This window comes from Ensifer sp. Root954, assembly GCF_001429005.1.
In the GTDB taxonomy this organism is placed as follows: Bacteria; Pseudomonadota; Alphaproteobacteria; order Rhizobiales; family Rhizobiaceae; genus Ensifer; species Ensifer adhaerens.
In genome coordinates this window covers 267-24,365 of the sequence record NZ_LMJM01000051.1, presented here as the reverse complement: position 1 = coordinate 24,365, position 24,099 = coordinate 267, and the positions used below count along the sequence as shown (strand labels likewise).

Annotated in this window: 24 protein-coding genes and 2 pseudogenes; 16 read left to right on the top strand and 10 right to left on the bottom strand. The window is 58.3% G+C overall.

Translation table 11 applies throughout. The features are described 5' to 3' along the window. Positions 1–17: 17 nt before the first annotated feature. From ASE71_RS29475 to ASE71_RS29465, 4 genes are all read left to right on the top strand, one after another. On the top strand, positions 18–1,025 hold the full coding sequence (locus tag ASE71_RS29475; protein ID WP_060521609.1) for a substrate-binding domain-containing protein: 1,008 nt from the start codon (positions 18–20) through the stop codon (positions 1,023–1,025). Positions 1,026–1,284: 259 nt separating this feature from the next. Beyond that, positions 1,285–1,422: a twin-arginine translocation signal domain-containing protein gene (locus tag ASE71_RS36075; RefSeq protein WP_156400764.1), complete on the top strand. Its 138-nt coding sequence runs from the start codon at positions 1,285–1,287 to the stop codon at positions 1,420–1,422. Between the two features lie 48 nt (positions 1,423–1,470). Beyond that, positions 1,471–1,716, top strand: coding sequence for a hypothetical protein (locus ASE71_RS36070; protein WP_060521608.1), 246 nt, complete (start codon positions 1,471–1,473; stop codon positions 1,714–1,716). 143 nt (positions 1,717–1,859) lie between these two features. After that, complete coding sequence (locus ASE71_RS29465) at positions 1,860–2,852, top strand: winged helix-turn-helix transcriptional regulator (RefSeq protein ID WP_244496955.1); 993 nt, start codon at positions 1,860–1,862, stop codon at positions 2,850–2,852. Positions 2,853–2,959: 107 nt separating this feature from the next. Here the strand turns inward: ASE71_RS29465 and ASE71_RS29460 are convergent, their stop codons facing one another. From ASE71_RS29460 to ASE71_RS29445, 4 genes are read right to left on the bottom strand one after another with little or no spacing between them, the layout of a single operon-like run. Continuing rightward, positions 2,960–5,329: a xanthine dehydrogenase family protein molybdopterin-binding subunit gene (locus ASE71_RS29460; RefSeq protein WP_060521607.1), complete on the bottom strand. Its 2,370-nt coding sequence runs from the start codon at positions 5,327–5,329 to the stop codon at positions 2,960–2,962. Then, positions 5,326–6,087: an N-acyl homoserine lactonase family protein gene (locus ASE71_RS29455; RefSeq protein WP_060521606.1), complete on the bottom strand. Its 762-nt coding sequence runs from the start codon at positions 6,085–6,087 to the stop codon at positions 5,326–5,328. Before ASE71_RS29455 ends, ASE71_RS29460 begins: the two co-directional genes overlap by 4 nt. Beyond that, the gene (locus ASE71_RS29450) at positions 6,084–6,563 is read right to left on the bottom strand and encodes a (2Fe-2S)-binding protein (RefSeq protein ID WP_060521605.1); all 480 of its coding nucleotides are present in this window, start codon (positions 6,561–6,563) and stop codon (positions 6,084–6,086) included. Before ASE71_RS29450 ends, ASE71_RS29455 begins: the two co-directional genes overlap by 4 nt. Then, a complete protein-coding gene (locus tag ASE71_RS29445; protein ID WP_113544693.1) occupies positions 6,556–7,545 on the bottom strand; it encodes an FAD binding domain-containing protein in 990 nt (329 codons plus the stop codon). Before ASE71_RS29445 ends, ASE71_RS29450 begins: the two co-directional genes overlap by 8 nt. Before the next feature lie 147 nt (positions 7,546–7,692). Here ASE71_RS29445 and ASE71_RS29440 point away from each other — a divergent pair, with 147 nt between their 5' ends. Beyond that, positions 7,693–8,490 (top strand): SRPBCC family protein, encoded by a 798-nt coding sequence (locus ASE71_RS29440; protein WP_060521603.1) that lies wholly within the window; start codon positions 7,693–7,695, stop codon positions 8,488–8,490. Between the two features lie 64 nt (positions 8,491–8,554). Here the strand turns inward: ASE71_RS29440 and ASE71_RS29435 are convergent, their stop codons facing one another. The 4 genes from ASE71_RS29435 to ASE71_RS29420 are packed head-to-tail and all read right to left on the bottom strand — an operon-like array spanning position 8,555 to position 11,906. Further along, positions 8,555–9,499, bottom strand: coding sequence for a branched-chain amino acid ABC transporter permease (locus tag ASE71_RS29435; protein ID WP_060521816.1), 945 nt, complete (start codon positions 9,497–9,499; stop codon positions 8,555–8,557). Positions 9,500–9,525: 26 nt separating this feature from the next. Beyond that, on the bottom strand, positions 9,526–10,413 hold the full coding sequence (locus tag ASE71_RS29430) for a branched-chain amino acid ABC transporter permease (protein WP_060521602.1): 888 nt from the start codon (positions 10,411–10,413) through the stop codon (positions 9,526–9,528). Between the two features lie 34 nt (positions 10,414–10,447). Next, complete coding sequence (locus tag ASE71_RS29425; RefSeq protein WP_082566541.1) at positions 10,448–11,155, bottom strand: ABC transporter ATP-binding protein; 708 nt, start codon at positions 11,153–11,155, stop codon at positions 10,448–10,450. Continuing rightward, entirely contained in the window at positions 11,148–11,906 is a 759-nt protein-coding gene (locus ASE71_RS29420) for an ABC transporter ATP-binding protein (RefSeq protein WP_060521815.1), read from the bottom strand. Before ASE71_RS29420 ends, ASE71_RS29425 begins: the two co-directional genes overlap by 8 nt. Positions 11,907–12,174: 268 nt before the next feature. Here ASE71_RS29420 and ASE71_RS29415 point away from each other — a divergent pair, with 268 nt between their 5' ends. The 8 genes from ASE71_RS29415 (at position 12,175) to ASE71_RS29380 (ending at position 20,034) form a co-directional block, all read left to right on the top strand. Beyond that, positions 12,175–13,383, top strand: a complete 1,209-nt coding sequence (locus tag ASE71_RS29415; protein WP_060521600.1) for an ABC transporter substrate-binding protein — start codon at positions 12,175–12,177, stop codon at positions 13,381–13,383. Between the two features lie 96 nt (positions 13,384–13,479). Further along, the gene (locus ASE71_RS29410; RefSeq protein WP_060521599.1) at positions 13,480–14,247 is read left to right on the top strand and encodes an enoyl-CoA hydratase-related protein; all 768 of its coding nucleotides are present in this window, start codon (positions 13,480–13,482) and stop codon (positions 14,245–14,247) included. Positions 14,248–14,335: 88 nt separating this feature from the next. Then, the gene (locus ASE71_RS29405; protein ID WP_060521598.1) at positions 14,336–15,091 is read left to right on the top strand and encodes an SDR family NAD(P)-dependent oxidoreductase; all 756 of its coding nucleotides are present in this window, start codon (positions 14,336–14,338) and stop codon (positions 15,089–15,091) included. A gap of 23 nt (positions 15,092–15,114) precedes the next feature. After that, complete coding sequence (locus ASE71_RS29400; RefSeq protein WP_060521597.1) at positions 15,115–16,644, top strand: class I adenylate-forming enzyme family protein; 1,530 nt, start codon at positions 15,115–15,117, stop codon at positions 16,642–16,644. 25 nt (positions 16,645–16,669) lie between these two features. Further along, positions 16,670–17,830, top strand: a complete 1,161-nt coding sequence (locus ASE71_RS29395) for an iron-containing alcohol dehydrogenase (RefSeq protein WP_060521596.1) — start codon at positions 16,670–16,672, stop codon at positions 17,828–17,830. Continuing rightward, positions 17,830–18,285, top strand: coding sequence for an acyl-CoA thioesterase (locus ASE71_RS29390; protein WP_060521595.1), 456 nt, complete (start codon positions 17,830–17,832; stop codon positions 18,283–18,285). The genes ASE71_RS29395 and ASE71_RS29390 overlap by 1 nt, the downstream gene beginning before the upstream one ends. A gap of 40 nt (positions 18,286–18,325) precedes the next feature. Then, on the top strand, positions 18,326–19,066 hold the full coding sequence (locus ASE71_RS29385; protein ID WP_244496954.1) for an adenylate kinase: 741 nt from the start codon (positions 18,326–18,328) through the stop codon (positions 19,064–19,066). Next, on the top strand, positions 19,063–20,034 hold the full coding sequence (locus ASE71_RS29380) for an XdhC family protein (RefSeq protein WP_320410644.1): 972 nt from the start codon (positions 19,063–19,065) through the stop codon (positions 20,032–20,034). The genes ASE71_RS29385 and ASE71_RS29380 overlap by 4 nt, the downstream gene beginning before the upstream one ends. Before the next feature lie 101 nt (positions 20,035–20,135). Here ASE71_RS29380 and ASE71_RS37690 read toward each other — a convergent pair whose 3' ends face one another. Continuing rightward, entirely contained in the window at positions 20,136–20,297 is a 162-nt protein-coding gene (locus ASE71_RS37690; protein WP_082566539.1) for a PQ-loop domain-containing transporter, read from the bottom strand. 186 nt (positions 20,298–20,483) lie between these two features. On the opposite strand from ASE71_RS37690, the pseudogene ASE71_RS29375 reads away from it, so the two are divergent. The 3 genes and pseudogenes from ASE71_RS29375 to ASE71_RS29365 form a co-directional block, all read left to right on the top strand. Next, positions 20,484–21,542: pseudogene (locus ASE71_RS29375) on the top strand (mannitol dehydrogenase family protein); the annotation flags it as partial. A 6-nt stretch (positions 21,543–21,548) separates the two neighbouring features. Further along, positions 21,549–22,217: an HAD family hydrolase gene (locus ASE71_RS29370; protein ID WP_060521592.1), complete on the top strand. Its 669-nt coding sequence runs from the start codon at positions 21,549–21,551 to the stop codon at positions 22,215–22,217. Between the two features lie 300 nt (positions 22,218–22,517). Then, positions 22,518–23,300 carry an SDR family NAD(P)-dependent oxidoreductase gene (locus ASE71_RS29365; protein ID WP_200949981.1) on the top strand — a complete coding sequence of 261 codons (783 nt, stop codon included), beginning with the start codon at positions 22,518–22,520 and terminating at the stop codon, positions 23,298–23,300. A gap of 75 nt (positions 23,301–23,375) precedes the next feature. Here the strand turns inward: ASE71_RS29365 and ASE71_RS29360 are convergent. Further along, positions 23,376–24,099: pseudogene (locus tag ASE71_RS29360) on the bottom strand (glucose-6-phosphate isomerase); the annotation flags it as partial.

Genomic DNA, 24,099 nt, shown 5'->3' with positions numbered 1-24,099 from the left:
GAATTACGGTTGAAGCTATGAAGACCACCAAACGCAGGCCGACCATTTATGATATCGCTGCGGCGAGTTCCGCATCAACGACCGCAGTAAGCCTGGTGTTGAATGGCCAGTGGAAAAAACACCGCATCAAGCCGGAGACTGCATCGCACATCCTCAGATGCGCTGGTGAACTCGGCTATTCGGCCAATCAGAAGGCGCGGGCCTTGCGCCTCTCGAGATCCGGCCTTTGCGGCATGGTTCTGCCGCACTACCGCAATCGGTTCTTTGCTGGCCTGGCCGAGGCCTTCGAGGCCGAAGCTCGCGAGCGAAACCTGTGTCCGATAGTCGTCAGCACACAGCGCGAGCCATCCATAGAGGCGCGGATAACGGAAACGCTGCTAGCGCAACAGGTCGAGTTTTTGTTTATCGCAGGTGTGCGCGATCCTTCGCCGTTGAACGACATGTGCGCAGCTGCGGGCATCCCCTGTATCAATGTTGACCTTCCGGGGCCGAAAGCGCCGTCAGTCGTGTCGGACAACCGCGGAGCTGCCCTGGCCATTACCGAACTGATGATCAGTAAACTCTTCGAGGCCGGACTCCCCGTTGATGACTGGTTTTTCTTCGGGGGTGTTCGCGATGATAACTCAACACGAGAACGCATCGAAGGTTTCAAAACCGCACTCGGGAAACACGGCGTGCAAATCGGCGAAGGCGCTTTCCGTTGCGAAGGGTACTCGCCGCGGATTGCGGAAGCGGCCCTTGCCGAACGGTACGCGGAACTCGGGCGTCTGCCGGCGGGTCTCTTCGTCAACGGCATCACCGGCCTTGAAGGCGCCGCAGCGTTCCTAGCGAACCTGCCAAGGGATAGCTGGAATTTGACTAAGATCGCGGCATTCGACTGGGATCCCTTCGCCGCACAGATGCCCTACGACGTTACGATGGTTCGCCAAGACGTGGACGCCATGATTGCCGCAAGCTTCGCGCTGATAGACGATTTCCCAGAAGTTGACGTGCCAAAAGTTTTGATTCCTGCAAAGCTTCGTTGAGCTACGCTTGTTGGCGGCGCCATGAGACTTTAAACGGCACGGCGACAGCCGCCCTGTCGAAATATTTTTTGCTAAACCAATTGCTAAATCCATTTAGCAATTGGCCGTTCTCCTGTTTGGATTTAGATGTCATGGCCTGCCCGAGGAGGGGTAGGAAATTTACGAGTGTAAAAATCGTCTAGTTTTTTTCGCCGCTGTCGCTCAACAGTTGGCAACGAACACCTGCGTCCTTTGGGCGCTCGAGAGGAGGAATGCTGAAATGGACATGAATGACTTCATGCAGAAGGCGCTGGTCAGCCGTCGCCGGTTCATCATCGGTTCAGCGCTCGGAGTGGGGGTGCTCGCCGCTCCTGGTCTGGTGCGCCCCGCATTCTCGGCCACCCGGGGCGAAACCTGAGCTGCGTTACGCGAGATCGGCGACTATGTGACCAGGATCAACCAACATATGTCACAGATCGCGAATAGTGCGCGAGATCAGTCCATCGGCCTCGTCGAAGTGAACACGGCGATCACGCAAATGGATCGACTAACCCAACAGAACGCCGCCATGGTCGAAGAGACGAGCGCCGCCAGCGTTCACCTTGCAAGAGAAAGCGGTGATCTGCGGATGCGTCTTTCCCATTTTACGCTTCTCAGCCAGCCAGACACCCAGCCGGCCATACTGCCAAGACACTCCTTGAAGGTTGCATAAGGGAAACAAGGCGGCGGAGAGATCAGAACCGCCGCCGTGCCCAGCGGGAGCTCCAAGAGACGACTTTCATTGTTAGACTTCTTTGCTTACAATGTCACAGCCAATCGTTGGCGAACGTGCCCTTGTGAAGAGTTGAAATTCCTTTGGATAAGACAGACACGACCCCGCTGAATTTCGATCAACCTCCTAAGGACGAAGGTAAACCGGGCCGGCTGATGCAGCGCCAGTCGTCGGTGCGCCGGACCATGGAGATCGTTCTCGACACGTGGAACTTCTTGATTCTCCGCGAGGCCTATTTCGGGGTTCGCCGCTTCGACAAATTTCAACAAAGGCTCGGCATACCCCGACAAACGCTATCGTCACGGCTTTCGTCATTGGTGGCCAACGAGATTCTAAGCGTGGGAAAGCGGCCAGGAGAGCCCGGGCAACAGTATTTCCTGACCGTCCGAGGGAAAGACCTGTTTCCTACCATGCTGTCTATGATGGAATTCGGCGACAAATGGTTGGCAGGCGATAAGCAGCCGCCACTCCAATTGATCCACAAAAACTGCGGTTGTGAGTGTCATCCGGTGACTGCCTGCAGTGAATGCCTGGAGCCCTTTACCGCACGGGAGGTTGCCCCCCGCGACGGACCAGGCGCCGGCTATGCACCGGTCGAGAACCGGCCAACGTCGCGTCGAAGTTCGGACGCGACGTTGCTGGAAAGGGTTAGGCCATGTTCGGTAGCGCGAACCCTCGGGATCATCGGCGATCGGTGGAGCTTTTTGGTTCTCAGAGAAGGTTGGAACGGAGTTCGGCGCTTCGAGGAGATGCGCGAAAACCTGGGCATTGCGACCAATATTCTAGCCGATCGTCTGGCGAGACTGGTGCAGGCGGAGGTGTTTCGAAAAGTTCCGTACAATTCGGGTGACCGGTTTGAATATCGCTTCACGGAGATGGGCCTTGATCTCTACAAGCCGATGCTGGTGATGATGGCCTGGGGCGATCGATGGCTGGCGGACGGCAAGCCGCCGATGCGGCTGCGGCACAAGGCGTGCGGGCAGGATTTCTCGGCGGTCGTCGTTTGCTCGGAATGCAAGAAGCCAATTGCGGCTAAGGACACCGACTACGTTCTTCGGTATCCGTTTGATCTATAGGCTATTCGGACGCTTCGTGCCGGAACGTGTGCCGTGCGGATCCGATCCCACACGAAAATCCGAATAGGCATCTATAGTGGTCCGCCTCTGGGCGGCGAAAGGTTGTCTTATATCCGGTCGCGAAGCATCTGGAATATTCGTTCAGGTGTCACAGGAAGCGTTTGCACCGAAATACCGAGATGCGAAAGCGCATCAGACACCGCATTCGCGATTGTAGCCGGAGCGCCGATGGTGCCCCCTTCGCCCATACCTCGGAAGCCGCCGACATTGTTGGGGAGGTCCGCCTCGATATGCACGATCCCAATCGGGGGGATACTGCTCGCCACCGGAACAAGGTAGTCGGCGAGGCTGGCGGCCACTGCTTGTCCTTGATCGTCATGAATGATCTCTTCCAGCAGGGCGGCACCAATCCCCTGCGCTACGGCTCCATGCACTTGGCCATCGACGATCATCGGATTGATGATCTTGCCGCAGTCTTCGGCCACCACGTACCGCAGGATCTTTACGTGGTAGGTCTCCGGATCAACCTCTACCATGGCAAGATGCGTTGATGAGCAAGCCGTGCCCAGATAGGGATCGTATGTCTCCGACGCAATCAGGTCCTCCCTCTGGTCACGGGGTATACGCCCCATCTGGGTGTAAACCGCCGATGCTACCTCTTTGAGTGTCATCGTTAGGTTCGAGGCGCGGCTCGTGACAATACCGTCTTGGATATCGAGATCTTCGGCGCTCTGCTCCATTAGATAGGCTGCGGCACGCAGCACCTTTGCCTTGACCGCGCGAGCCGCCAAGGTCGCCGCGCCTCCACCCAGCACCGCCGAACGGCTAGCGTAGGTTCCGCTCGACATCGGAACCAGCGAACTGTCGCCGTGCCTGACCACAATGTCTTCGAGCTTGCACCCAAGTTCGTCAACAATCACCTGGGCGAGCGTCGTCTCCAGCCCCTGGCCGTGAGACGAAATGCCGAAGGCCGCAGTGACGGCCCCGGTGGCGTCAATTTCGATCTTCGACGTTTCCGTGCCTGTGTTGATGGGCATACCAGGCGCCACCGATATCCGCGATCCAATCCCGGTCAATTCCGCGTAGCTCGCAAGCCCAATCCCAACCCAGCGGCCTTCCTTTCTCGCCCTGTCGCGTTCTCGAACCAGATTGGGATAGTCAACGTGATCGCAAGCGCCTGCTAGGCATTCCTGGAATGCCGACTTGTCCCAAATGATGCCCGAAGCGGTGCGATACGGAAATTCTTCGGCCCGGACCAAGTTCCTTCTACGAAACTCGACAGGATCCATTCCGAGCTTCCGTGCCGCCATCTCGACAAGGCGTTCCATCGCAAATGTGGACGAGGGACGACCAACGCCGCGGTAGGGGCCAGTGGGTGGTTTTGGTGTAAGAACCCCTCTGATGCGGCCCCGATAGTGTTCCATTCTATAGGGACCGGGTAGGAAACTGACTACTTGGACTGTCTCCAGCGCGGCAGTCCAAGGGTAGATTGAGTACGCCCCGACGTCGCCGATGACCTCGGCTCGCAACCCGATCAACATCCCATCCTTCGTCACCGCAAGTTCGGCGTCGATCAACTCGTCGAACGCTTGGCTTGTCGCGGAGAGATCTTCAAGGCGATCGCTGATAAACTTCACCGGCCGTTTGAGTTTCCGGGCCAGGAGGCAGACCAGCATTTCCTCGCCATACAGGGATCCCTTTCCGCCAAAACTGCCGCCCACGTCCGGAGCGACCACTCGGAGGCGGGTGCCGGGAAGCCCCAGACATTCAGATAACACGTCGCGTATCACGCCAGGGATGTTAGAGGATGTGTAGAGGGTCAGAGACTGCTTCCGGGCATCCCATTCGGCGAGATAGGATCGGTTCTCCATTGCGACTGCGGTCTTGCGCGTCATGCGGAAACGACCTTTGACCGTGACCGCTGCGCCCTCGAATACGGCGTCGACGTCGCCACGTTTGAATTCACGTCGAATGATCGTGTTCGTCCCAGCTTCCTCGTGCAACAAGGGAGCATCGTCTTTGACTGCGTCAACCTGCCTGATGGCGAATGGCAGGGGTTCGTATTCAATGTTGATATGTTCCAAGGCGTCTTCGGCGGCATAGCGGCTTTCCGCAACGACGGCGACCACCGGTTCCCCTACATAACGCACTTTTTTTCGTGCCAGCGGCCAGATCGGGGTGGCGTAGTAACCGGGCATTCGCGACGTGGGAATGGCGGGTTTGATGTCGTTTTCGAGGTCCGTTGCGTCGTATATCCCCACGACGCCCGGAACGGAAAAGGCGTCTCCAATATCGACCCCCACGATACGCGCGTGCGGCTGATCGGATCGCCGCAACGCGACATGGAGCATTCCCGCCGGTGCCATGTCATCTACATACTGTCCGACGCCCGCTAGGAGCCGCGGGTCTTCGGTGCGCCTTATCCTTTGGCCAACGAGTTTGGGGCGGAGCTCGACGGAGTGGTCGTGCTGGCTCATTCGTAGAACTCCGTACCTTTTCGCAAGGTTTGCCACTGCGTGTCATCATGCCCAGAGATGACTGTGTCGCCACCGTCCCTGAACGTCTTGAGCCGTCCAAGCGCCTGTTCGGCTAGATCCATGTTCCACGTGTTTTTGGGCGCGATCCCGTCGTCAATGTTCTTTTGTAGAGGGGCCGCGTCTGAAGCGAGAATGAACGTTCCGTCTCGTTCCAGCGTCAGCCGAGTTACAGTCATCCCAGGGGTATGCCCCGGCATCGGAAGAAGTACGACACGCGCGTCGCCGAAAACGTCGTGTTCATCCCTGAATGTCTGGAAACCTTGGGGTTGCTCCCACTCACTTTTCAGATAGCCCTGTTGCTCAGCGCCGTCAGCTTTCGCGGCGTCCAGTTCCGCCTCGTGACAGAGGATCGTGGCGCGCCGGAAACTCGCATTGCAGCCGCAGTGGTCCGGATGAAGATGTGAGCAGATCACGACGTCGATATCGCCGGGTGTCAATCCAAGTCGCTTGAGTTCAGACACAACCGTTTGCTCGGGTGCGAAGATCGGTGTCATGACCTTGCTTAGGCCGCCCCAGCGCGCCTGTGGATCGATTGCGGCTCCGGGGTTGCATCCGCTGTCGAAAAGTACGTTGCCTTGAGAGTGCCGTATCAGCGTTGCATGCACCGGCAACTCGATCGTTTCTTCTTTTGCGGCCCCAGAGAAGTAGATGGATCGGCGCATGCGCAAGCGGCCGCCCGCGAGAAAGTGCATCTTCATTTCAGGGGTCCTCTTTCTTTTGCCAGTTCGCGGACGGCGTCGACGATGTGTTCGTAGCCCGTGCAGCGACAGATGTTGCCTGACAGCGCCTCCCGGATCTGGTCGTCGGTCTCGAGTGGGTGGTGTCGCAGGAGGTCGGTCACGGCCATAATGAAACCGGGTGTGCAGAATCCGCATTGAAGGCCGTGATGCTGCCGGAATGCGTCTTGGACGCGGCCCAGGTTTTCCACGTCCCCCTGTCCTTCGATGGTCTCGATCTGCATGCCGTCAGTCTGCACTGCAAGCGTAAGACAAGATCTGGCACTCCGCCCATTCAGAATGACCGTGCAAGCCCCGCACACCCCGTGTTCGCAACCAACGTGCGTGCCGGTTAGCCCCAACTCATGGCGCAGGAAGTCGCTGAGCAGCAAGCGCGACTCGATCGACTTCGTGTAGCTCAAACCGTTGACGGTGACGGTGATTGCTCTCTCAGTCATCGGCCTTGCTCTCCTGAGGATGTGCCCGTTTCCACGCGCTGCGAATGGCGCGTCGTGCAAGTACTCCGGCAAGATGCCGTCTATAATCCGCGGAAGCATGTATGTCCGTGTTCGGGTGCAGTGCGCCGTTCAGGGTTTCCGCGATGTCGGCTAGGAGGTGGTCGGATATCGTCTTCCCCTCGATGAGTTGTTCGATCTCTGACAGGCGCAGCGGCGTCTCACCGACGCCCATCATGCCGAAGCGGACGTCACAGGCCACGCCGTCAACGCTACGCATTGTTGTAGCGACGCAAGCCAGCGCGAAGTCCCCGTGACGCTTGGAGAATTCTTCGAAGCCCCATCCCGTGTCGGCAGGCAGCGTGTCGATTTCGATTGCAGTGACGAATTCGTCTGGCTCAAGGGCGTTCATGAGTGAGCCGACGAAGAACTCTGAGGCTGGGATATGTCGTTCACCTCGGATGGAGCAGGCCGTGATCGTGCCATTGAGAAGGAGTGTCATCATGGGCATTTCAGCCGCGGGATCTGCGTGGCAAACGCTCCCGCAAAACGTCCCGCGATTACGTACGGTCATGTGCGCGACGTGGTGCATAGCGTCGTGCAAGATCGGAAGATGCGTCTGAACCAGAGCGTCAGTAGCCGTCATATGATGGCGGACCGTGGCTCCAATGCGCAGCCGATCCCCTTGTAGTTCGATCCGATCGAGACCGGCGATACGATTGATGTCGACGAGGATGGCTGGCTTTACCAGGCGGAAATTGATCATAGGCATCAGGCTCTGGCCGCCCGCGAGAATTTTGCCGTCACCGTCCGCAGCGGCTAGTGCTTCAGCGGCCTCGGCTATGGTCGATGCGGCGAGGTATTCGAATTGCGCCGGTTTCATATCGTCGCCTTGCGGATGGACGCTTCCACCAAGGAGTGAAGAACCCGGCGACAGTGCTGGGCCGATGTGACCGCGGTGCGGTGTGCAGTTGGTGGGAAACATGCCATTTGGGCTTTCCTCCGATATTCGCCCTCAGTGGGTCATTATTGTCATTGTAACTTGCATTATTAGACTTAATGTACGAATGTCAAGCGACCTGCTGGCCCTGACAGGAAGGGCGATCGCAAAGATATATGAGGAGGAAAGTCCATGGATATGACGGGTCAACAGCATATCGCAGCAACCAAGGAGGAGGTGTGGAGCGCGCTTAACGACGCTGAGGTGCTAAGGGTGTGCATCCCCGGCTGCCAAGAGCTTACGAAGTCCTCGGATACGGAGATGGCGGCGGTCGCAGTTATCAAGGTTGGTCCCGTAAAAGCGCGCTTTCAGGGGGCGGTTACATTGTCCGATCTCGATCCGCCGAACGGTTACAAGATCACAGGCGAGGGGCAGGGCGGCGTCGCCGGTTTCGCGAAGGGCGTCGCGAATGTGCGGCTCGAGTCGGTCGTAGACGGAACCGTCTTGCACTACACGGTCGACGCGCAGATAGGTGGGAAGCTTTCACAGCTTGGGGGGCGCCTTATCGACGTGACGGCGAAACAGATGTCCGGCCAATTCTTCAAACGTTTTGCGCAAGAAATCCAAGCGCGCCAAGGGGTGCGTGAATCGACCGATCGATCCGATCCTGTTGAAACGAAGCAGAAACAGCAGGGCACTACGCCTGCAGCAAACGGTTCCGATGTGAGCGCGGCGTCTGCGCATCGTCCCGCCTCGCCAGCGCCAGCCATGGGCACGGCTGCTTCCCCGAGCCTGCCGATACTTGCGGCGGTTGTCTTTGCAGCGGTGGTGGTGGCCATTTGGGCGATTTTCGGTGGATTGCTCCCCAGTATTGCGCCGGCTGCAGAAGGCCGCGCGCACATATCGCCGGACCTGGCGAGCGTCGTGCAACTGATTATGGCTGCCGCCATCGGTTATCTCTTCGGAGCGCGTTCCTGCATCCGTGGTTGATAAACAAAAGAGCCGGGGTTGCACAAGACCCCGGCCAATAACGCTTGCATAACGAGACTTATGGTTAGTTTGAGCGGCGCTCTAAGGCCGCTTTAAGTTCTCCAAACACTCCGCGCCTGAAGACCATCACGCAGACGACGAAGAACAGGCCGATGACGAAAGTGATCGGCAGGCCGCTGGTCGACAGGAAATGCTCCAAGCCGACGATGATAGACGCTCCGACGATGGGCCCAATTAGCGTTCCCATGCCGCCCAGCAGTGTCATGAGGATGGCTTCGCCCGACATATGCCAAGTCACATCGACGAGCGAGGCGAGTTGGAAGGCAATCGCCTTGAGGGATCCTGCGAAACCTGACAGGCTCGCTGAGAGCGTGAATGCTATTAGCTTGTAGCGCTCAGGTTTGAGGCCGAGAGACGTCACTCGGGTCTCGTTTTCACGGATCGCAGCCAGGATGTGGCCAAAGGGGGAGTTCACTGCTCGCCAGATGACCACGAGGCCTAACACGGTCCCGCCGAGCACCGTATAGTACATGGCGGTGATGTTCCGCAGATCGATTGTTCCAAGCAGGTACCCGCGCGGAACCGCCTGAATCCCATCCTCTCCGCCTGTGAACGGCATCTGCACGGCCATAAAGTAGACCATTTGCGCAAGCGCCAACGTGATCATTGCGAAGTAGATGCCGTGACGACGGATGGCCAAGGCTCCAAACACGAAGCCGAGGATGGCAGCGAAAAGTGTGCCGGAAAGCACGGCGAGTTCAAACGGCAGGTGCCAAACCTTGGCGGCATGCGCCGCGATGTAAGCCCCGCCACCAAAGAAGGCGGCATGTCCGAATGAAAGTAGGCCTGCATACCCGAGTACGAGGTTGAAAGCTGCCGCGAACAGCGCGAGGCACAGGATTTTAATGAGGAACAGCGGATACATCACCAGCGGGGCGCATAGCATCAGCAGCGCGACGCCGGCGAGAAGTATAGGTCCAGTTTTGCGGGCGAAGGTGGGCGCCGGCATGGAAGGAGATAGGGTCGAACTCATGATCATGCCTCGCGACTAAATAGGCCGGACGGACGTATAAGTATGACCAGGACCATGGCGACGAACACCGCGATCGAGGACGCTGCTGGATAGAATGTTTTCGTCAGGCCCTCGATGACACCCAGGGCCAGTGCGGTAATGATGGCTCCACCGATCGATCCCATGCCGCCGATGACGACAACCGCGAAGACAACGATGATGATGCTTGACCCCATGCCTGGGCTTACCTGGTAGAGGGGGGCTGCAAGGGCCCCGGCGAATCCCGCGAGGCCGACGCAAAATGCATACGTCAGTGTCAGCATCAGTGGGACATTGATCCCGAACGCCTGTACTAGAGATGGACTCTCTGTCGCTGCTCGCAGATAGGCGCCGAGTTTCGTGCGCTCGATGGTTAGCCAGGTCAGGAGACAAATCACGAGGGAGATCGCGATCACCCAGGCGCGATAGATCGGCAGGAACATGAAGCCGAGATTGATTCCTCCGGAAAGTGCGGATGGAACCGGGTAGGGCTTGCCTGCCGCACCGAAGATATGGCGAAACAGTCCCTCGATCATCAGTGCTACCCCGAAGGTCAGCAGCAGGCTGTAGAGATGGTCCATCCGATACAGTCGCCTGAGGAAGAGCCGCTCTACCACAATGCCGACTAGGCCCACCAGCAGGGGCGCTGCTATAAGGGTCGCCCAATAGTTGAGGCCCAGCGTCGAAAGCAGGAACCAGGCGGCAAATCCACCAAGCATGTAGAACGCGCCATGAGCGAAATTGATCACATTCAGCATGCCGAAGATGATCGCCAGCCCCAGGCTCAATAGCGCATAGAAGGAGCCATTGATGAGGCCGAGCAGCAGCTGGCCGACAAGGACGGGTGTCGGAACCCCGAAGATCTCAGTCATCGGCTTCCACCTGTTTTGAGAATACGATCATGGTCTAAACTCCAAGATACCGGTTCAGCCGATCCATGTTGGCATCGAGCGAGCTGTTCGGGATTTCGTCGATCACTTTCCCCTGGTCGAGGACGAAATGGCGATCGGCAACGGAGGCAGCGAAGCGCAGGTTTTGCTCGACCAGGATGATGGTCATGCCCCTGTCCTTGAGGATGCGCAGTGCCGCACCAATCTCTTCGATAATGACAGGTGCGATGCCCTCGGTCGGCTCGTCGAGCAGGATGAGATCGGCACCTGTCCGCAGCACGCGTCCGATTGCCAGCATCTGTTGTTCGCCGCCTGATAGGCGCGTTCCTGGGGTGTTGTCGCGTCCCTTCAGATTTGGAAACAGACCGTAAATCTCATCTATCTCCATCCCGCCTGCCTGCCAGGCGGGCGGGAACAGCAGGTTTTCAAGTACACTCAGCGTCGAAAAGATCCCGCGCTCTTCAGGCACGTAGCCGATACCGAGACGCGCGACTTTGTGTGGCGCAACCGTCAAAAGGTCGACGCCCTTGTAGATGCCCGTGCCACGGCGTTTATTGACTACGCCAATAAGGCTCCTAAGTGTCGTCGTCTTTCCCGCGCCGTTGCGGCCGATGAGCGTGACGACTTCACCTTTCTTGACGTCGAAGTTGACTCCATGCAGCACATGGCTTTCGCCGTACCATGCCTCAAGGTTTTCGATTGCTAGGAGCGGGATCTCAGCCATGGGCTCCTCCCAAATACGCCTTGCGGACTTCATCGTCTGCGGAGACTTCGGAATAGGTCCCCTCGGCGATGACCTCACCGCGCCTTAGAACTGTGATCTTATCGGAAAGATCTGCGACGACGCCCAGGTTGTGTTCGACCATGAGAACGGTGCGCCCTCGTCCGACTGTCCGAATGAGTTCCGCCGTTCGGCCGATGTCTTCTGTCCCCATGCCTGCCATGGGTTCGTCCAAGAGTAGCACGTCCGGGTCCAGCGCCAATGTTGTCGCCAGTTCCAGTGCGCGCTTTCGTCCGTAAGACAGCTCGCTCGCCTTCGTCCGAGCCTTATCAGCCAAGCCGACGCTCTCGAGAAGGGCGGTGGCTTCATCATTGAACCGTCGAAGGTTCTTATTGGATTTCCAGAATGCGAAGGTTTCGCGCTCGCGAGCCTGCAGTGCCACCCTGACGTTCTCATGTGCGCTGAGGTGTGGAAAGACCGATGAGATTTGGAAAGACCGAACAAGGCCGAGACGAGCGATCTCCGCCGGCGCCATATTCGTAATGTCTCTCTCCTTGAAAAATATCCGTCCGCTGCTCGGCGAGAGGAATTTCGTCAATAGATTGAAGAGCGTGCTTTTGCCTGCGCCATTGGGTCCGATCAACGCGTGAATCGTCCCGCCGTTGATCTTCAGGTTGACGTTGCTGACGGCAATGAAGCCGCCAAATGCGCGCGTCAGTTCGCGCGCCTCGATGATGGGTGCGTTATCCGGCACGAGTCCTCCCTTACCGAATTTTTTTCTCCTCCGGCGGGCGATCAAGAGTCGGCCCGCAACCTTCAGCTTGCTTGAGAAGGCGAATTCAGGAAAACACATCAAGTCTAATAATGCAAGCTTGCGCTGACTTAAATTTTCTGCTTACACTTATCATGCGCCCAACGAATTAGCGATCAAGATACAGGATCATGCGAGTTCAAGTATGATAGCGCAAGTTTACGAAGTTGGCGTTTTGAGGGCATAGACGCCGAAACTGGGAGGATGGATCATGAGACATTTGAGGATGTTGCTGTCGTGCGCTGCCGCGTTCGGGACTGTAGCCATGCCAGCTGCGGGGCAAAGCGCGGGCCCTGTAAAGATTGGCGTGCTCACCGATGTTAGCGGTCAGTTTTCACATGAAGCCGGCGAGGGGGCGATCGCGGCGGTGAAGATGGCCGTCGAGGACTTCGGCGGAAAAGTTCTGGATCGACCGTTAGAGGTTGTCGTCGCCGACCATCAGAACAAGCCCGAGGTCGCGGTATCCACAGCGCGTGAGTGGTACGAGTCCCAAGGCGTCACGATGATCAACAATTTGATCAACTCGGGAATCGCGCTTGCGGTCGCGCAGGTTGCAAAAGACGAGGACAAGATCGCGATCGTCAACGGGTCGGGTTCGTCCCGCCTGACCAATGATAGCTGTACGCCAAACAGCATTCACTATTCCTACGATACCTACGCTCTCGCGAACGGAACCGCAAACGAGCTGATCCGACAGGGGTTGAAGAACTGGTTCTTCCTGACTGCCGACTACGCCTTCGGTCACGCGCTCGAAGCTGATGCAACGCAGATTGTTAAGGCGAACGGTGGTGAGGTGTCGGGAGCAGTGCGCTATCCGATCGAGACTTCGGATCACAGCGCGTTCATGTTGCAGGCCCAGGCGTCCCCTGCGCAAGTCGTTGCCTTGGCAGGATCAGGAACGACATTCGTCAACGCTGTCAAATCGGCCGCCGAGTTCGGCCTGACCTCGTCGGGAAAGATCGTCGCAGGCCTGCTCGTCTGGGACACCGATGTACATTCCCTCGGCTTGGAGACCGCACAGGGCATGATCCTCACAAACGCGTTCTACTGGGACCGGGACGACGAAACGAGAGCGTTTGCCAAGAAGTTTGAACTACGCGTCGGCCGTCCCCCCCATATGGGAGACGCAGGGGATTACTCTTCAACGATGCACTACTTGCAGGCTGTCCAGGCCGCGGGCACGACCGATACTCGACAGGTCATGGCAAAAATGAAGGAGATGCCGGTCAACGACTTCTTTGCGAAGAACGGAAAGATCCGGGAGGACGGCCGTTTCGTGCACGATATGTACGTCTACCAGGTCAAGACGCCCGCAGAATCTACCGGCGAATGGGATCTGCTCAAGCTTGTTACGACTATTCCGGGAGACAAGGCTTTTAGGCCTTTGTCGGAAAGCCAGTGCCCGCTGGTCAAAAACTAAGCCAAGCGGTGTCCGGCTATCCGTGGGCCGGGCACCCCAAACAATCGAGATGCCGATGCGACTTAGCGCGCAGTAGGACGTTATGCGAGCGGGAACATGAGTAACATCTTAGTAGAGAATGCCGGTGGGGTTGCGTTGGTCACGCTGAACCGACCTCAGCATCGTAATGCTGTTACGTACGAGATGTGGCAGCAGCTTGCGGATCTATTTGAACGGTTTAATCACGACTCCGCAGTGCGGTCGATCATCCTGACGGGCGCTGGCGCTGATTTCTCAGCGGGAGCCGACATCAGCGAGTTCGAGGCAGTTCGCGAGGGACTTGAAGAAAGCAAGCGCTACGAAGTAGCCGTCGATGCCGCGGGTGATGCGATCTACGGAGTTTCGAAGCCGACGATTGCAGTTTTGCGGGGTTATTGCCTGGGTGGAGCTGCGCATCTCGCTATGTCCTGTGATTTCCGGATCGCGGAAAGCAGCGCCGTGTTTGGCATCCCGGCCGCGCGTCTATCTATCGTCTACGGCGTCTCCGCTACGCGTAAGCTTTTTTCACTCGTCGGCGTCACGAAGGCGAAGCGCATACTTTACACGGGGCGGCGGTTCAATGCCGAGGAGGCCCTTGCGCTTGGCTTCGTCGATGAGATCGCGATGGAAGCGCAAGCCGCGGCCCGTGATCGCGCTGCGGAAATGGCCGAGAGCGCTCCCCTTACCATCAAGGGCGCCAAGTTCATTCTGAACGGCTGCGCGCGCGGCGAACTAAATCGAAACGCCGCCGAGCGGTTGATCGACGAGGCAAGCGCCAGTCATGACTATGTCGAAGGGCGCAAGGCTTTCAAGGAAAAGCGGTCGCCGCGATTCTTGGGGCGGTAGCCAACACGCCTCGACGTATTAAGCCGCCACATCGTGTGGCCGCAAATCGGGCTGCCGAGGGCAGCAAAGACTTCAAGGAGATATCGCAGTGCAAACCAATCTGAATGGCAAGGTCGCGCTGATTACAGGCGGCGGGCGAGACGTTGGCGGTGACATCGCTCGCGCACTCGCTGCCGAAGGCGCGATTGTGGCGGTCAATTATAGCCGCTCGCAAGCGGAGGCCGAGTCCGTTGTCAGGTCCATCAAGGACGCTGGCGGAAGGGCCAAAGCCTACCAAGCCGACATCAGTGACAACGAACAGGTCAAGGCGATGGTCGCTGCCGCGCATGCGGATTTCGGAACGATTGACGTGCTGGTCAACAATGCCGGCTACGTCAAATACCAGCGGTTCGTGGAATCGACTCCGGAGGACTGGAAGAAGCAGATCGACGTATGCCTCTACGGCGCGATCAACTGCTGCCATGCGGTTGCGCCATCAATGATCGCACAGAACTCCGGCCGCATCATTAATCTCGTGGGTGACAGCTCGCGAATTGGGGAGGCCAATTTGGCGCTCGCCGCGGCTGCGCGGGGCGGCACTATAGCGCTTGGAAAGTCCTTGGCCCGGGAGTTTGGCCGCAACAATATCACCGTCAATACCGTGTCGCTCGGTTTGATCGAGACGTCCCATTCCGACCCCGAATTCCTAGCCCGGAACCTCGACAAGATCGTCAAGGCCTATCCGCTCCGCCGGATCGGAAAACCTGATGACGTTGCTCCGATGGTTACGTTCCTGGCTTCAGAGGCGGCGTCTTGGGTGACGGGGCAGGTTATCAGCGTGAACGGCGGCTTCTGCATGGTCTAACCGAAGGAGCGGGAGGAGGAAACATGATACACTTTGAGCTTATCGCGCCCGTCGGAGAGATGCTCCGGCGGAATGCCGGCCTGTACCCCGAAAAGCTGGCATTCGAGGACAGGAGGCGGTCCGTCTCCTATCGAGGTCTGGAAAGCGAGACACGGAACCTGGCCTTTCAATTCATCGCTATGGGTCTCGAAAAGGGACAGGCTGTGGCGATTTTTCTGCCGAACTCTGTCAATTGGGTCGTCGCGTGTCTTGCGGCCGTGCGCGCTGGAGGCGTCGCAGTTCCCGTCAGCATTGAATCTACGGAAGCAGAACTTAGCTATCGAGTCACAGATGCCGATTGCGCGTTCTTGGTGGTCCCGCCGGAAAAGCGAGCGATGGCGGAAGAATTGGTGCGGCGGCTGGGCCGTTCTACCTTAGTTGTGACTGAGAGCGATAACGCTGACTTTCAGATTCAGTTGGACGTTTCCACTACGTCTTTTGAGGACGACCGGGATATCGACCGGCCTGCCTATATCGTCTACACGTCGGGAACGACGGGGCAGCCCAAAGGAGTGCTTTTATCGACGCGATCGATGTTGTGGGTCACTGCATCGTGTTGGGCGCCGATCGCAGGGTTGAGCGAAAACGACGTCGTCTTGAATACGCTACCCCTCTATCATTCATATGCGTTGAACATCGCAGTACTCTCAATCATCGCCACTGGTGCGAGTGAGTACATCATGGAGAAGTTCTCGACTTCTCAAGCCACGGACTTGCTTCGGACAGGCCGCTTCACGTTCATGCCGGGCGTTCCGACGGTTTTCCATTACTTCCTATCGGCATGCCAGACGAGCGGCGAAAGACTCCTATCTTCGGTTCGGCTTTGTGTATCCGCCGGAGCAATCTTGCCAGGCAGCTTGAACAACGATTTCGAGGATTTCTTCGGTGTCCCTCTGCTTGACGGTTACGGCATTACCGAGACCTCGACGATGGTTACCATGAATTGGCCAGGCAAATGGCGTGTTTCGGGTTCCTGTGGTTTGCCCCTGCCGGGTTTAAGTGTCCGGCTTGTCGACCCCAACACAGGTCTCGACATGCCTGTCGATATGGAAGGCGAGCTAATCTGCAAGGGTCCCAACCTGATGCAGGGTTATCACAACAAGCCCCAGGAGACGCAGAAGGTTGTCATAGACGGATGGTATCACACCGGGGATTTGGCGAGATGCGACCAGAACGGCTTCCTGACGATCACCGGCCGTCTGAAAGAGTTGATCATTCGCGGTGGGCAGAACATCGCGCCGGCGGAAGTCGAGGAGACGATCCTTCTCCTCGATGCAGTGATGGATTGCGCAGTCATAGGCATGCCTCATGCCATGTTGGGAGAAGTACCGGTCGCCTGCGTGGTACTCAAAACTGCAGCCACGCTCGACCAAGATGACCTCATCGGCCACTGCAAGGCACGTCTGTCCGCATACAAGATTCCCGATCGGATCTACGTCGTGGATGAAATTCCGCGCACCGGATCAGGCAAGATCCTGCGAGTGAAGCTTCGTGAGAGGCTTCCAGCGGCGTAACTAAGTATACAGAATGGAGTTTTGCATGAATCCCTTTGTTTTCAGCACGACCGCCCAGATCGTTTTTCGGCCTGGTGCTTCGTCCGAAATCGGCGGTCTAGTGAAGCACAAGCTCGGTGACCGCATCCTCTTTGTCACCGACACAGGACTCCGCAGGCTCGGCCTCTGCGACCTTGCCCTGAAATCCCTGGCGAACTCGGGAATCGACGTGATCATATTTGACAGCGTCGAAGCAGACCCTTCGCTTACAACGCTTCTCGCAGCCACGGACGTTGCGAAGGCGGCTGGAGTGACCGGTGTCATCGGCTTCGGCGGCGGCTCGTCCCTCGATGTGGCGAAGGTGGTCGCCCTTCTCTGCGGTTCCGGCGAAGACGTCGACGGAGCCTGGGGTGTTGGGAACGCAAAGGGACCGCGGCTCCCTCTGGCGCTCATTCCAACGACAGCCGGCACCGGATCGGAAGTCACACCGGTCTCCATCATCACGGTTGGGGGCGATGAGAAGCGCGGTGTTTCGTCGCCGATTATCCTGCCAGATGTGGCGATACTCGACGCGGACCTTACGGTGGGCCTTCCGCCTCACATCACAGCCGCCACGGGCGTTGACGCGATGGTGCATGCGATAGAGGCCTACACGTCCAAGAACGCGAACAACAACCCCTTGTCGAAATTGCTCGCCAGGCAAGCCCTGCAGCTTCTGGGATCAAACATTGAAACGGCTGTACTCGACGGCAAGGATCGGGAAGCGAGAGGCGCAATGCTTCTCGGGTCGATGCTCGCGGGGCAGGCGTTCGCAAACTCGCCCGTCGCCGCCGTGCATGCGCTCGCCTATCCCATCGGCGGGACCTTCCACGTTCCGCACGGCCTCTCGAACGCGCTCGTGCTGCCGCATGTATTGCGCTTCAATGCTCCTCAAGCTGCTCCGGCTTATGCCGAGGTAGCCACAGACGTCTTTCCGGACCTCGCCTCTGAGCAAAGCGTTCAGGGACGTTGTGCTGCGTTTATCGAACGGCTTTCGGCACTCTCCGCGGGGCTCGGGTTGCAGTCTCGTCTGCGTGACGTCGGCATTGGGGAGGAAAGCCTGACAGCAATGGCGCGTGACGCCATGAAGCAAACGCGGCTGCTGGCGAACAACCCACGCGATGTGAGCGAAGCGGACGCACTCTTCATTTACAAGGCGGCTTGGTGATGAAGGAACGGATAGAGCCCAGCAAACGGTCGGCCTACCAAGTCTTTCGGACGATAGGGACACGGTGGTCGGACAACGACACCTACGGGCACATGAACAATGTCGTTCACTACAGCGTGTTCGACACCGCAGTGAACGGATTTCTGATCGAGAACGGAGTGTTGGACATAAGCGGCGGCTCAGAAATCTTTCTCGTTGTCGAAACTGGCTGCCGCTACCATGCTGAGATGGCATTCCCGGATGTTATCACTGCGGGAATTCGGGTCGCGAAACTTGGTAACTCGTCCGTTCGATACGAGATCGGACTTTTCCGCAACGACGACGAGATCGCGGCGGCAGAGGGCTTCTTCATCCATGTGAATGTCAATCGTGCCTCGCGGCGACCCAATCATTTTGGCGACGCGGCCAGGCGGGTACTGGGACCACTTGTCATGAGCGACGCTTTGACAAGCTAAACAAAGGCCGCCGTCGAAACAATCTCGGCGGTGGCCATCGATGCTGGGCGTGGAATTTCGTTCACCGCGTTCTTCTGCTGGACATCACCGTTTGAAGTCGATGTGCGCGGGAGGCGCTGACGGCGACAATGCCTCTGAGGACGGCCAGCATGACATCCCCGAAAACAGAATATATGTGCAAAGGAATCTGACGATGGTCAATTTGGTCCTTATCGGCGCTCCCGGAGCGGGCAAGGGAACGCAAGCGGAGCGCCTCGTCCGAGACTACGGTCTACTTCATATCTCAACAGGCGATCTTTTACGTCAAGCAATCGCAAAGGGGACACCTCTCGGCCTGAAAGCCAAAGAAGCCGTAGACAGCGGCGAACTCGTCCCCGATGAGGTCGTGATAGGTTTGGTCGAGGAAACCCTCTCGCACAAAGCCGAAGCGCAAGGATTCATCTTGGACGGCTTCCCAAGAACCTTGGAACAGGCGCGCGCCCTCGAAGTCCTTCTACAAAAAATGGCCGAGCCATTGAACCATGTGGTGGTCTTTGACATTGCGATTGGCGAACTGGCTGAGCGAATAGCCAAGAGAGTTGCCCAGTCCAAGAGTTCAGGCGTTCAAGTCCGCTCGGACGACAATAGCGAAGCACTTAGAAGGAGAGTCGACGACTTCACCCGCGCGACCATGGTGTTGCTGCCTTTTTATGAGTCGCGGCAGTTGCTCCGACGTATTGACGCCACTCAGAGCATTGCCGAAGTGGCGGGGCAGATTGATCGCTTGTTCGGCGAAAAATGATGACGGAACGCTCAGCGGGGAGGGTAAAGGCTGATAGTCGCAATTTCGAGAACGCAGCGCCCAAAATCGCGTTCTTGACCGACGACCCGATCGAAATACTCGAGTACGCTTATGCAGCGGCGCGCGACGGTATGCCAGTCGCCTTAGTGACCCTGGTGGAGATAACGGGTGGCAGTGCTAGGCCGCTCGGAGCTCAGATGGCGGTGCGCGCTGACGGTCTCTATTGTGGCTTCGTCTCAGGTGGCTGCACCGAGCCGGCTGTAGCAGCCGAGGCCGTTGAAACCCTTCGCGCGGGACATGATCGAGTACTGCGCCTGGGGCAGGGATCGCCATTCTTCGACATTGTTTTGCCGTGCGGTGGCGGGATCAGTCTGTCGATCCATATTTTGCGCAGCACGGACGCTGTTGGCCGGATTTTGACGGAACTGGCGGCTCGACGCCCCGCGGGGCTCGAATACGATCCAAAGCTGGAAGCTGTTGTTCACCAAGTCGTCGGCGACAGTCGAAGCGGCTGGAGAGGCGGCGCTTTTGTAACCGGATACCGTCCGCGCGCTCGCCTGCTCGTTTGCGGAAGTGCCATCGAAATGACGATGACGGTGCGGGTTGCCCAAGCGGCCGGTTTCGAGGTTCACGCCGCAGACCCGCAAAAGGACCCCGGTCCCTTCCTTTCGATGATCGATGAGAACTCAGCCGTCGCGCTTCTCCTTCACGATCTTGATCGTGAATTGCCGATCCTGGGTGCGGCACTGATTTCGAGACCGTTCTACATCGGCGCGCTTGGAAGCCAAAGAACGCATGAGAAGCGCGTCGCTGCGCTACGCAAATCTGGCGTCGCCGAGGCGGATATAGCTCGCATCAAAGCGCCCATTGGGATCTTTGGCAAAGCTAGGGATGCCTCGGCGATCGCGCTTTCGGTGGTCGCCGATATCGCAGCCGCTCGGACCCACCACTTGCTTGCGCGCGGTTAGGGTCGTTTCCACTCGGGTGCCGCTCCAACGAAGGCGCTATCCGTGTCTAACTTTCAAGAAGATGATGATGCTGATCAGAACTATCGAGCATGCGTTCGCGATCATACAGGGACGGCCCCGATCCCGAGCCCATAGATGCACCAGAGTGTAACGGCCAGGAGCAAGAGCACATTACTCCAGAGCGATAGGCTTGCAGTGCGCTTCGTTCGGATGGTCCGTATCGCTTGAGGAAGCCAGCACACGGTGTTTGCGACCGCGGCCACGTGCCCAACCGACTCGAAGAGAGGAAAGGCGTTCGGCCGCGACCTGCGTGGTCATCAGGTCGCTTAGAGCCGGGTAAAATGCTGGCGATTTCCAGGCCTGCCTCCGCGATCGAAGCGCTCGGCCCGGTGTGAAGGGCTACAGCACGCCAAGAGACATGCGGCTGGCCCCTATTTGTGTGCCAGCCGGCGTCGGGGGCGTTCAATCCGAAGCATCCGGCAATCGCGGAGGATGCGGCCAATCCCGAACCGAAAACCGTGTTCGGGCTGATCGTCGCCGGCCTGAAAGCCCGCCGCGACAAGAACGTCCCGCCCTTCACGGCGATGTCCTGCGACAACATTCCCGGCAATGGCGAGGTCACTCATGCGGCGGTTTCCGGCCTTGCCCGTCTTCATGACCGCGTCTTTGCCGACTGGATCGAAGCCAATGTCGCCTTTCCGGACGGCATGGTCGACCGGATCACGCCGGAACCGGCTTGCGCGAGATCGCCATCGTCGCCGACGACTACGGCATCGAGGACGCCTGGCCGGTGTTCTGCGAAGAGTTCAAGCAATGCGTGCTCGAAGACATTTTCCGCTCGGACGGCCGGCTCTGGAGAAGGTGGGTGTCCAGTTCGTGCCCGACGTAGCACCCTACGAGCACATGAAGATCCGCATCCTCAACGGTGGCCATGCGGCGATCGCCTATCCCGCGGCGCTTCTCGACATCCATTTCGTGCCCGAGGCAATCGAAGAGCCGCTGATCCGCGCCTTTCTCTCCAAGCTCGAGCATGACGAGATCATTCCGGTCATCCCGCCGGTGCCGAACACCAACCTCGGCGACTACTACAAGCTGATCGAGACGCGCTTCTCGAACCCGAAGATCGGCGACACGATCCCGCGGCTGGCGCAGGACGGCTCCAATCGCCAGCCGAAATTCATCCTGCCGTCGACCGCCGATCGGCTGGCGAGGGGCAAAGATGTCGCGGTCTTTCGCTCGTTTCGGCGCTTTGGTGCCGCTACTTTGCCGGCACTACCGACAGCGGCAAGGCCATCGCCTTCAACGACCCAAACATCGAACGCCTCCGCGCTGCGGCGATCGAGGCGAAGACCGATCCGTATGCGTTCCTCAAACTCGAGGATATTTTCGGTGATGTTGCTGCTTCCAATGTTTTCAGACAGCGGTTTGCCAAGGCCCTGCATTCGCTCCAGTCTGAAGGAACTCGCTCTACGCTCCAACACTATCTGAACGGCAAATTGGAGGGGTGAAGTGCGATGGCGGACGCAGCGCATAGGCTGGTGATCTTCGACTGCGACGGCGTTTTGGTCGACAGCGAACCGATCTCTCTGCAGATGTTGGTGGAACTGCTTTCCTCGGCCGGCGTGACAATATCAGCCGAAGAGGCAAACGAACGTTTTCTTGGGCGCAGTCTTAAAAGCATGTCGGCGATCCTCCATGAAGACTACGGTTTCGCGACAAATCAGGCGTTTCTCCACGACATGCGCCAGCGGCTGTACGAAAGGTTTCGGCGTGAGCTTCGGCCGGTTGCCGGAGTTCGGACAGCGGTAGAACTTTTGGGGGCGGCCTCCTGCGTTGCCTCTTCGAGCCTGCCCGAACGCATCCGCTTGTCGCTGACCGTTACCGGTCTCATCGATACGTTCGAACCGAATATCTTTTCCGCTACGATGGTGACACAGGGCAAGCCGGCACCGGATCTGTTCCTTTACGCTTGTCGGGAAATGGGGTTTGCTCCCAAGGATTGCGTCGTCGTCGAGGACAGTCCGGCCGGGATCGAAGCGGCAAAGGCAGCGGGCATGAGGGTCTTTGCCTTTGCCGGCGGCAGCCATGCGCGAAATTACCGCCACCGGATGGCGCTTGCTGCACTTAATCCAGAAGTTCTGTTCGACGATATGGTGGAATTGCCGGAGCTTGCCAGCCAGTAGTTGGCAGCGACAACACGGCGCGACCGCAAACCGGGTCTTGGAGTTGGGACGTCAGTTCCGAAAAATGCTGCGCGGGTCAGATTTGACGCGCTATTGGGGCTGACGTGCAATTAGTCCCAGGCGGGATTTACCGCCGTCTGTTCCGGATTCAGTGATGAACTCGGCTCATCGCCATGTTGAACCCGTCCATTCTCCACGTCAGATGCCCCGTCCCCTAGATTCGGAAAGTGGTGATCCGTTCGTTGTCCGCGTGATCGCCTAGCGATGAAATCTCCCCGTGGAATTGAATTGGAGTTGAAAATGAACGGTCGTCCGCTTGCGATGGTGACAGGTGCTTCGTCAGGTATCGGCTTGGAGCTTGCCAAGCAATTTGCGCAAAATGGGTTCGATGTCGCAATCTCTGGTTCAAGCGAGAGAATACTTGAGGCCGCTGTGCAGCTTCGCCAGGAAGGCGGCGAGGCATTCCCTTTTCAGGCCGACGCCGGAACCTATGAGGGTGTGGAAGGCTTCTGGCGTTTTGTCATCGACCTCGGCCGACCAATCGAAGCGTGTGCCTTGAATGTCGGCATAGCAGTCGGAGGAGCCTTCTCAGACACTCCACTCGAGGACGAACTTCGCGTGATTGCGGTCAACGTGACCGGAACCGTGCATCTGGCCAAACACGTCGTGAAACATATGGTGGCAAGGGGGAAAGGCCGTATCCTCGTCGTGTCGTCGATATCGGCGACTTCACCAACACCATTCGAAACCACCTACGGACCTTCGAAGGCGTTCGGCTTCTCGTTCGCAGAATCCCTGCGGGAGGAACTTAGGGGAAGCGGAGTCACAGTGACCGCATTGCTGCCAGGTGCAACGGACACCGACTTCCACGCGAATGCCGGGATGGGGAACTCCCCGATCGGCAGAAGTCGCAAAAATGATCGTGTCCTCGTTGCGAAACAAGGCTTCGATGCATTGATGGGCGATGTCGACCACGTTGTGGGCGGAGACGAGGCTACAAAGCAGGTTGTGGTCGATAATAGGCTTCTGCCGGAAACCGTGAAAGCTGCAAGGCATGCAGCGATCGCAAAGATCCCGAAATGACAATTCGGCAGCAGCGGCCAGATCTTGTGACGGTAGCAGGCGATGGAGGGCGCGATCGGCCCGAAATCTCGGTTGCTATCGAGCGGCCTTCAGCAGGGCCGCGACCAGACCTGCCGTCGAAGAATCGTGGCTGGCAGCACTCTCCTTACCTTCGACGACCGGCAGCAGACCGGTTGCCAGTTCCTTGCCGAGCTCGACGCCCCACTGGTCGAAGGAGTTGATGTTGAAGAGCGCGCCCTCGACGAAGACCCGGTGTTCGTAGAGCGCGATCAGGCGGCCGAGCGCAAAGGGATCGAGCTGATCGTAGACGATCGTCAGCGACGGGCGGTTGCCGGTGAAAACGCGGTGCGGCGCGATCCTATCGGCCTTCGCGTCCGCCATGCCCTTGGCTGTCAGCTGCGCCTTGGCTTCCGCGAGCGTGCGGCCCTTCATCAGCGCTTCCGACTGGGCCAGGCAATTGGCGATCAGTAGCTCGTGCTGGTGACGCAGGTTCTTTTCATGGCCGTTGGCGGCGATCATGAACTCGGCCGGAATGACGTCGGTGCCCTGATGGATGAGCTGGTAGAAGGCGTGCTGGCCGTTGGTGCCGGGCTCGCCCCAGACGACCGGACCGGTCGAATATTCCACGGGCTTGCTGTCGAGCGTCACCGCCTTGCCGTTCGATTCCATGTCGAGCTGCTGCAGGTAGGCGGGGAAACGCGACAGGCGCTGGTCGTAGGGCAGGATTGCCCGCGACGGGTAGCCGAGCACGTTGCGGTGGTAGAAGCCGAGAAGGCCGAGCAGGACCGGTATGTTCTTT

Bases quoted from the DNA above. Each gene is read 5' to 3' on its own strand.
- ASE71_RS29475 (WP_060521609.1), top strand. From the start codon at position 18: ATGAAGACCACCAAACGCAGGCCGACCATTTATGATATCGCTGCGGCG.
- ASE71_RS36075 (WP_156400764.1), top strand. From the start codon at position 1,285: ATGGACATGAATGACTTCATGCAGAAGGCGCTGGTCAGCCGTCGCCGG.
- ASE71_RS36070 (WP_060521608.1), top strand. From the start codon at position 1,471: ATGTCACAGATCGCGAATAGTGCGCGAGATCAGTCCATCGGCCTCGTC.
- ASE71_RS29460 (WP_060521607.1), bottom strand. From the start codon at position 5,329: ATGAGCCAGCACGACCACTCCGTCGAGCTCCGCCCCAAACTCGTTGGC.
- ASE71_RS29455 (WP_060521606.1), bottom strand. From the start codon at position 6,087: ATGAAGATGCACTTTCTCGCGGGCGGCCGCTTGCGCATGCGCCGATCC.
- ASE71_RS29450 (WP_060521605.1), bottom strand. From the start codon at position 6,563: ATGACTGAGAGAGCAATCACCGTCACCGTCAACGGTTTGAGCTACACG.
- ASE71_RS29445 (WP_113544693.1), bottom strand. From the start codon at position 7,545: ATGTTTCCCACCAACTGCACACCGCACCGCGGTCACATCGGCCCAGCA.
- ASE71_RS29440 (WP_060521603.1), top strand. From the start codon at position 7,693: ATGGATATGACGGGTCAACAGCATATCGCAGCAACCAAGGAGGAGGTG.
- ASE71_RS29435 (WP_060521816.1), bottom strand. From the start codon at position 9,499: ATGCCGGCGCCCACCTTCGCCCGCAAAACTGGACCTATACTTCTCGCC.
- ASE71_RS29430 (WP_060521602.1), bottom strand. From the start codon at position 10,413: ATGACTGAGATCTTCGGGGTTCCGACACCCGTCCTTGTCGGCCAGCTG.
- ASE71_RS29425 (WP_082566541.1), bottom strand. From the start codon at position 11,155: ATGGCTGAGATCCCGCTCCTAGCAATCGAAAACCTTGAGGCATGGTAC.
- ASE71_RS29415 (WP_060521600.1), top strand. From the start codon at position 12,175: ATGAGACATTTGAGGATGTTGCTGTCGTGCGCTGCCGCGTTCGGGACT.
- ASE71_RS29410 (WP_060521599.1), top strand. From the start codon at position 13,480: ATGAGTAACATCTTAGTAGAGAATGCCGGTGGGGTTGCGTTGGTCACG.
- ASE71_RS29400 (WP_060521597.1), top strand. From the start codon at position 15,115: ATGATACACTTTGAGCTTATCGCGCCCGTCGGAGAGATGCTCCGGCGG.
- ASE71_RS29395 (WP_060521596.1), top strand. From the start codon at position 16,670: ATGAATCCCTTTGTTTTCAGCACGACCGCCCAGATCGTTTTTCGGCCT.
- ASE71_RS29390 (WP_060521595.1), top strand. From the start codon at position 17,830: ATGAAGGAACGGATAGAGCCCAGCAAACGGTCGGCCTACCAAGTCTTT.
- ASE71_RS29385 (WP_244496954.1), top strand. From the start codon at position 18,326: ATGCTGGGCGTGGAATTTCGTTCACCGCGTTCTTCTGCTGGACATCAC.
- ASE71_RS29380 (WP_320410644.1), top strand. From the start codon at position 19,063: ATGATGACGGAACGCTCAGCGGGGAGGGTAAAGGCTGATAGTCGCAAT.
- ASE71_RS29370 (WP_060521592.1), top strand. From the start codon at position 21,549: ATGGCGGACGCAGCGCATAGGCTGGTGATCTTCGACTGCGACGGCGTT.
- ASE71_RS29365 (WP_200949981.1), top strand. From the start codon at position 22,518: ATGAACGGTCGTCCGCTTGCGATGGTGACAGGTGCTTCGTCAGGTATC.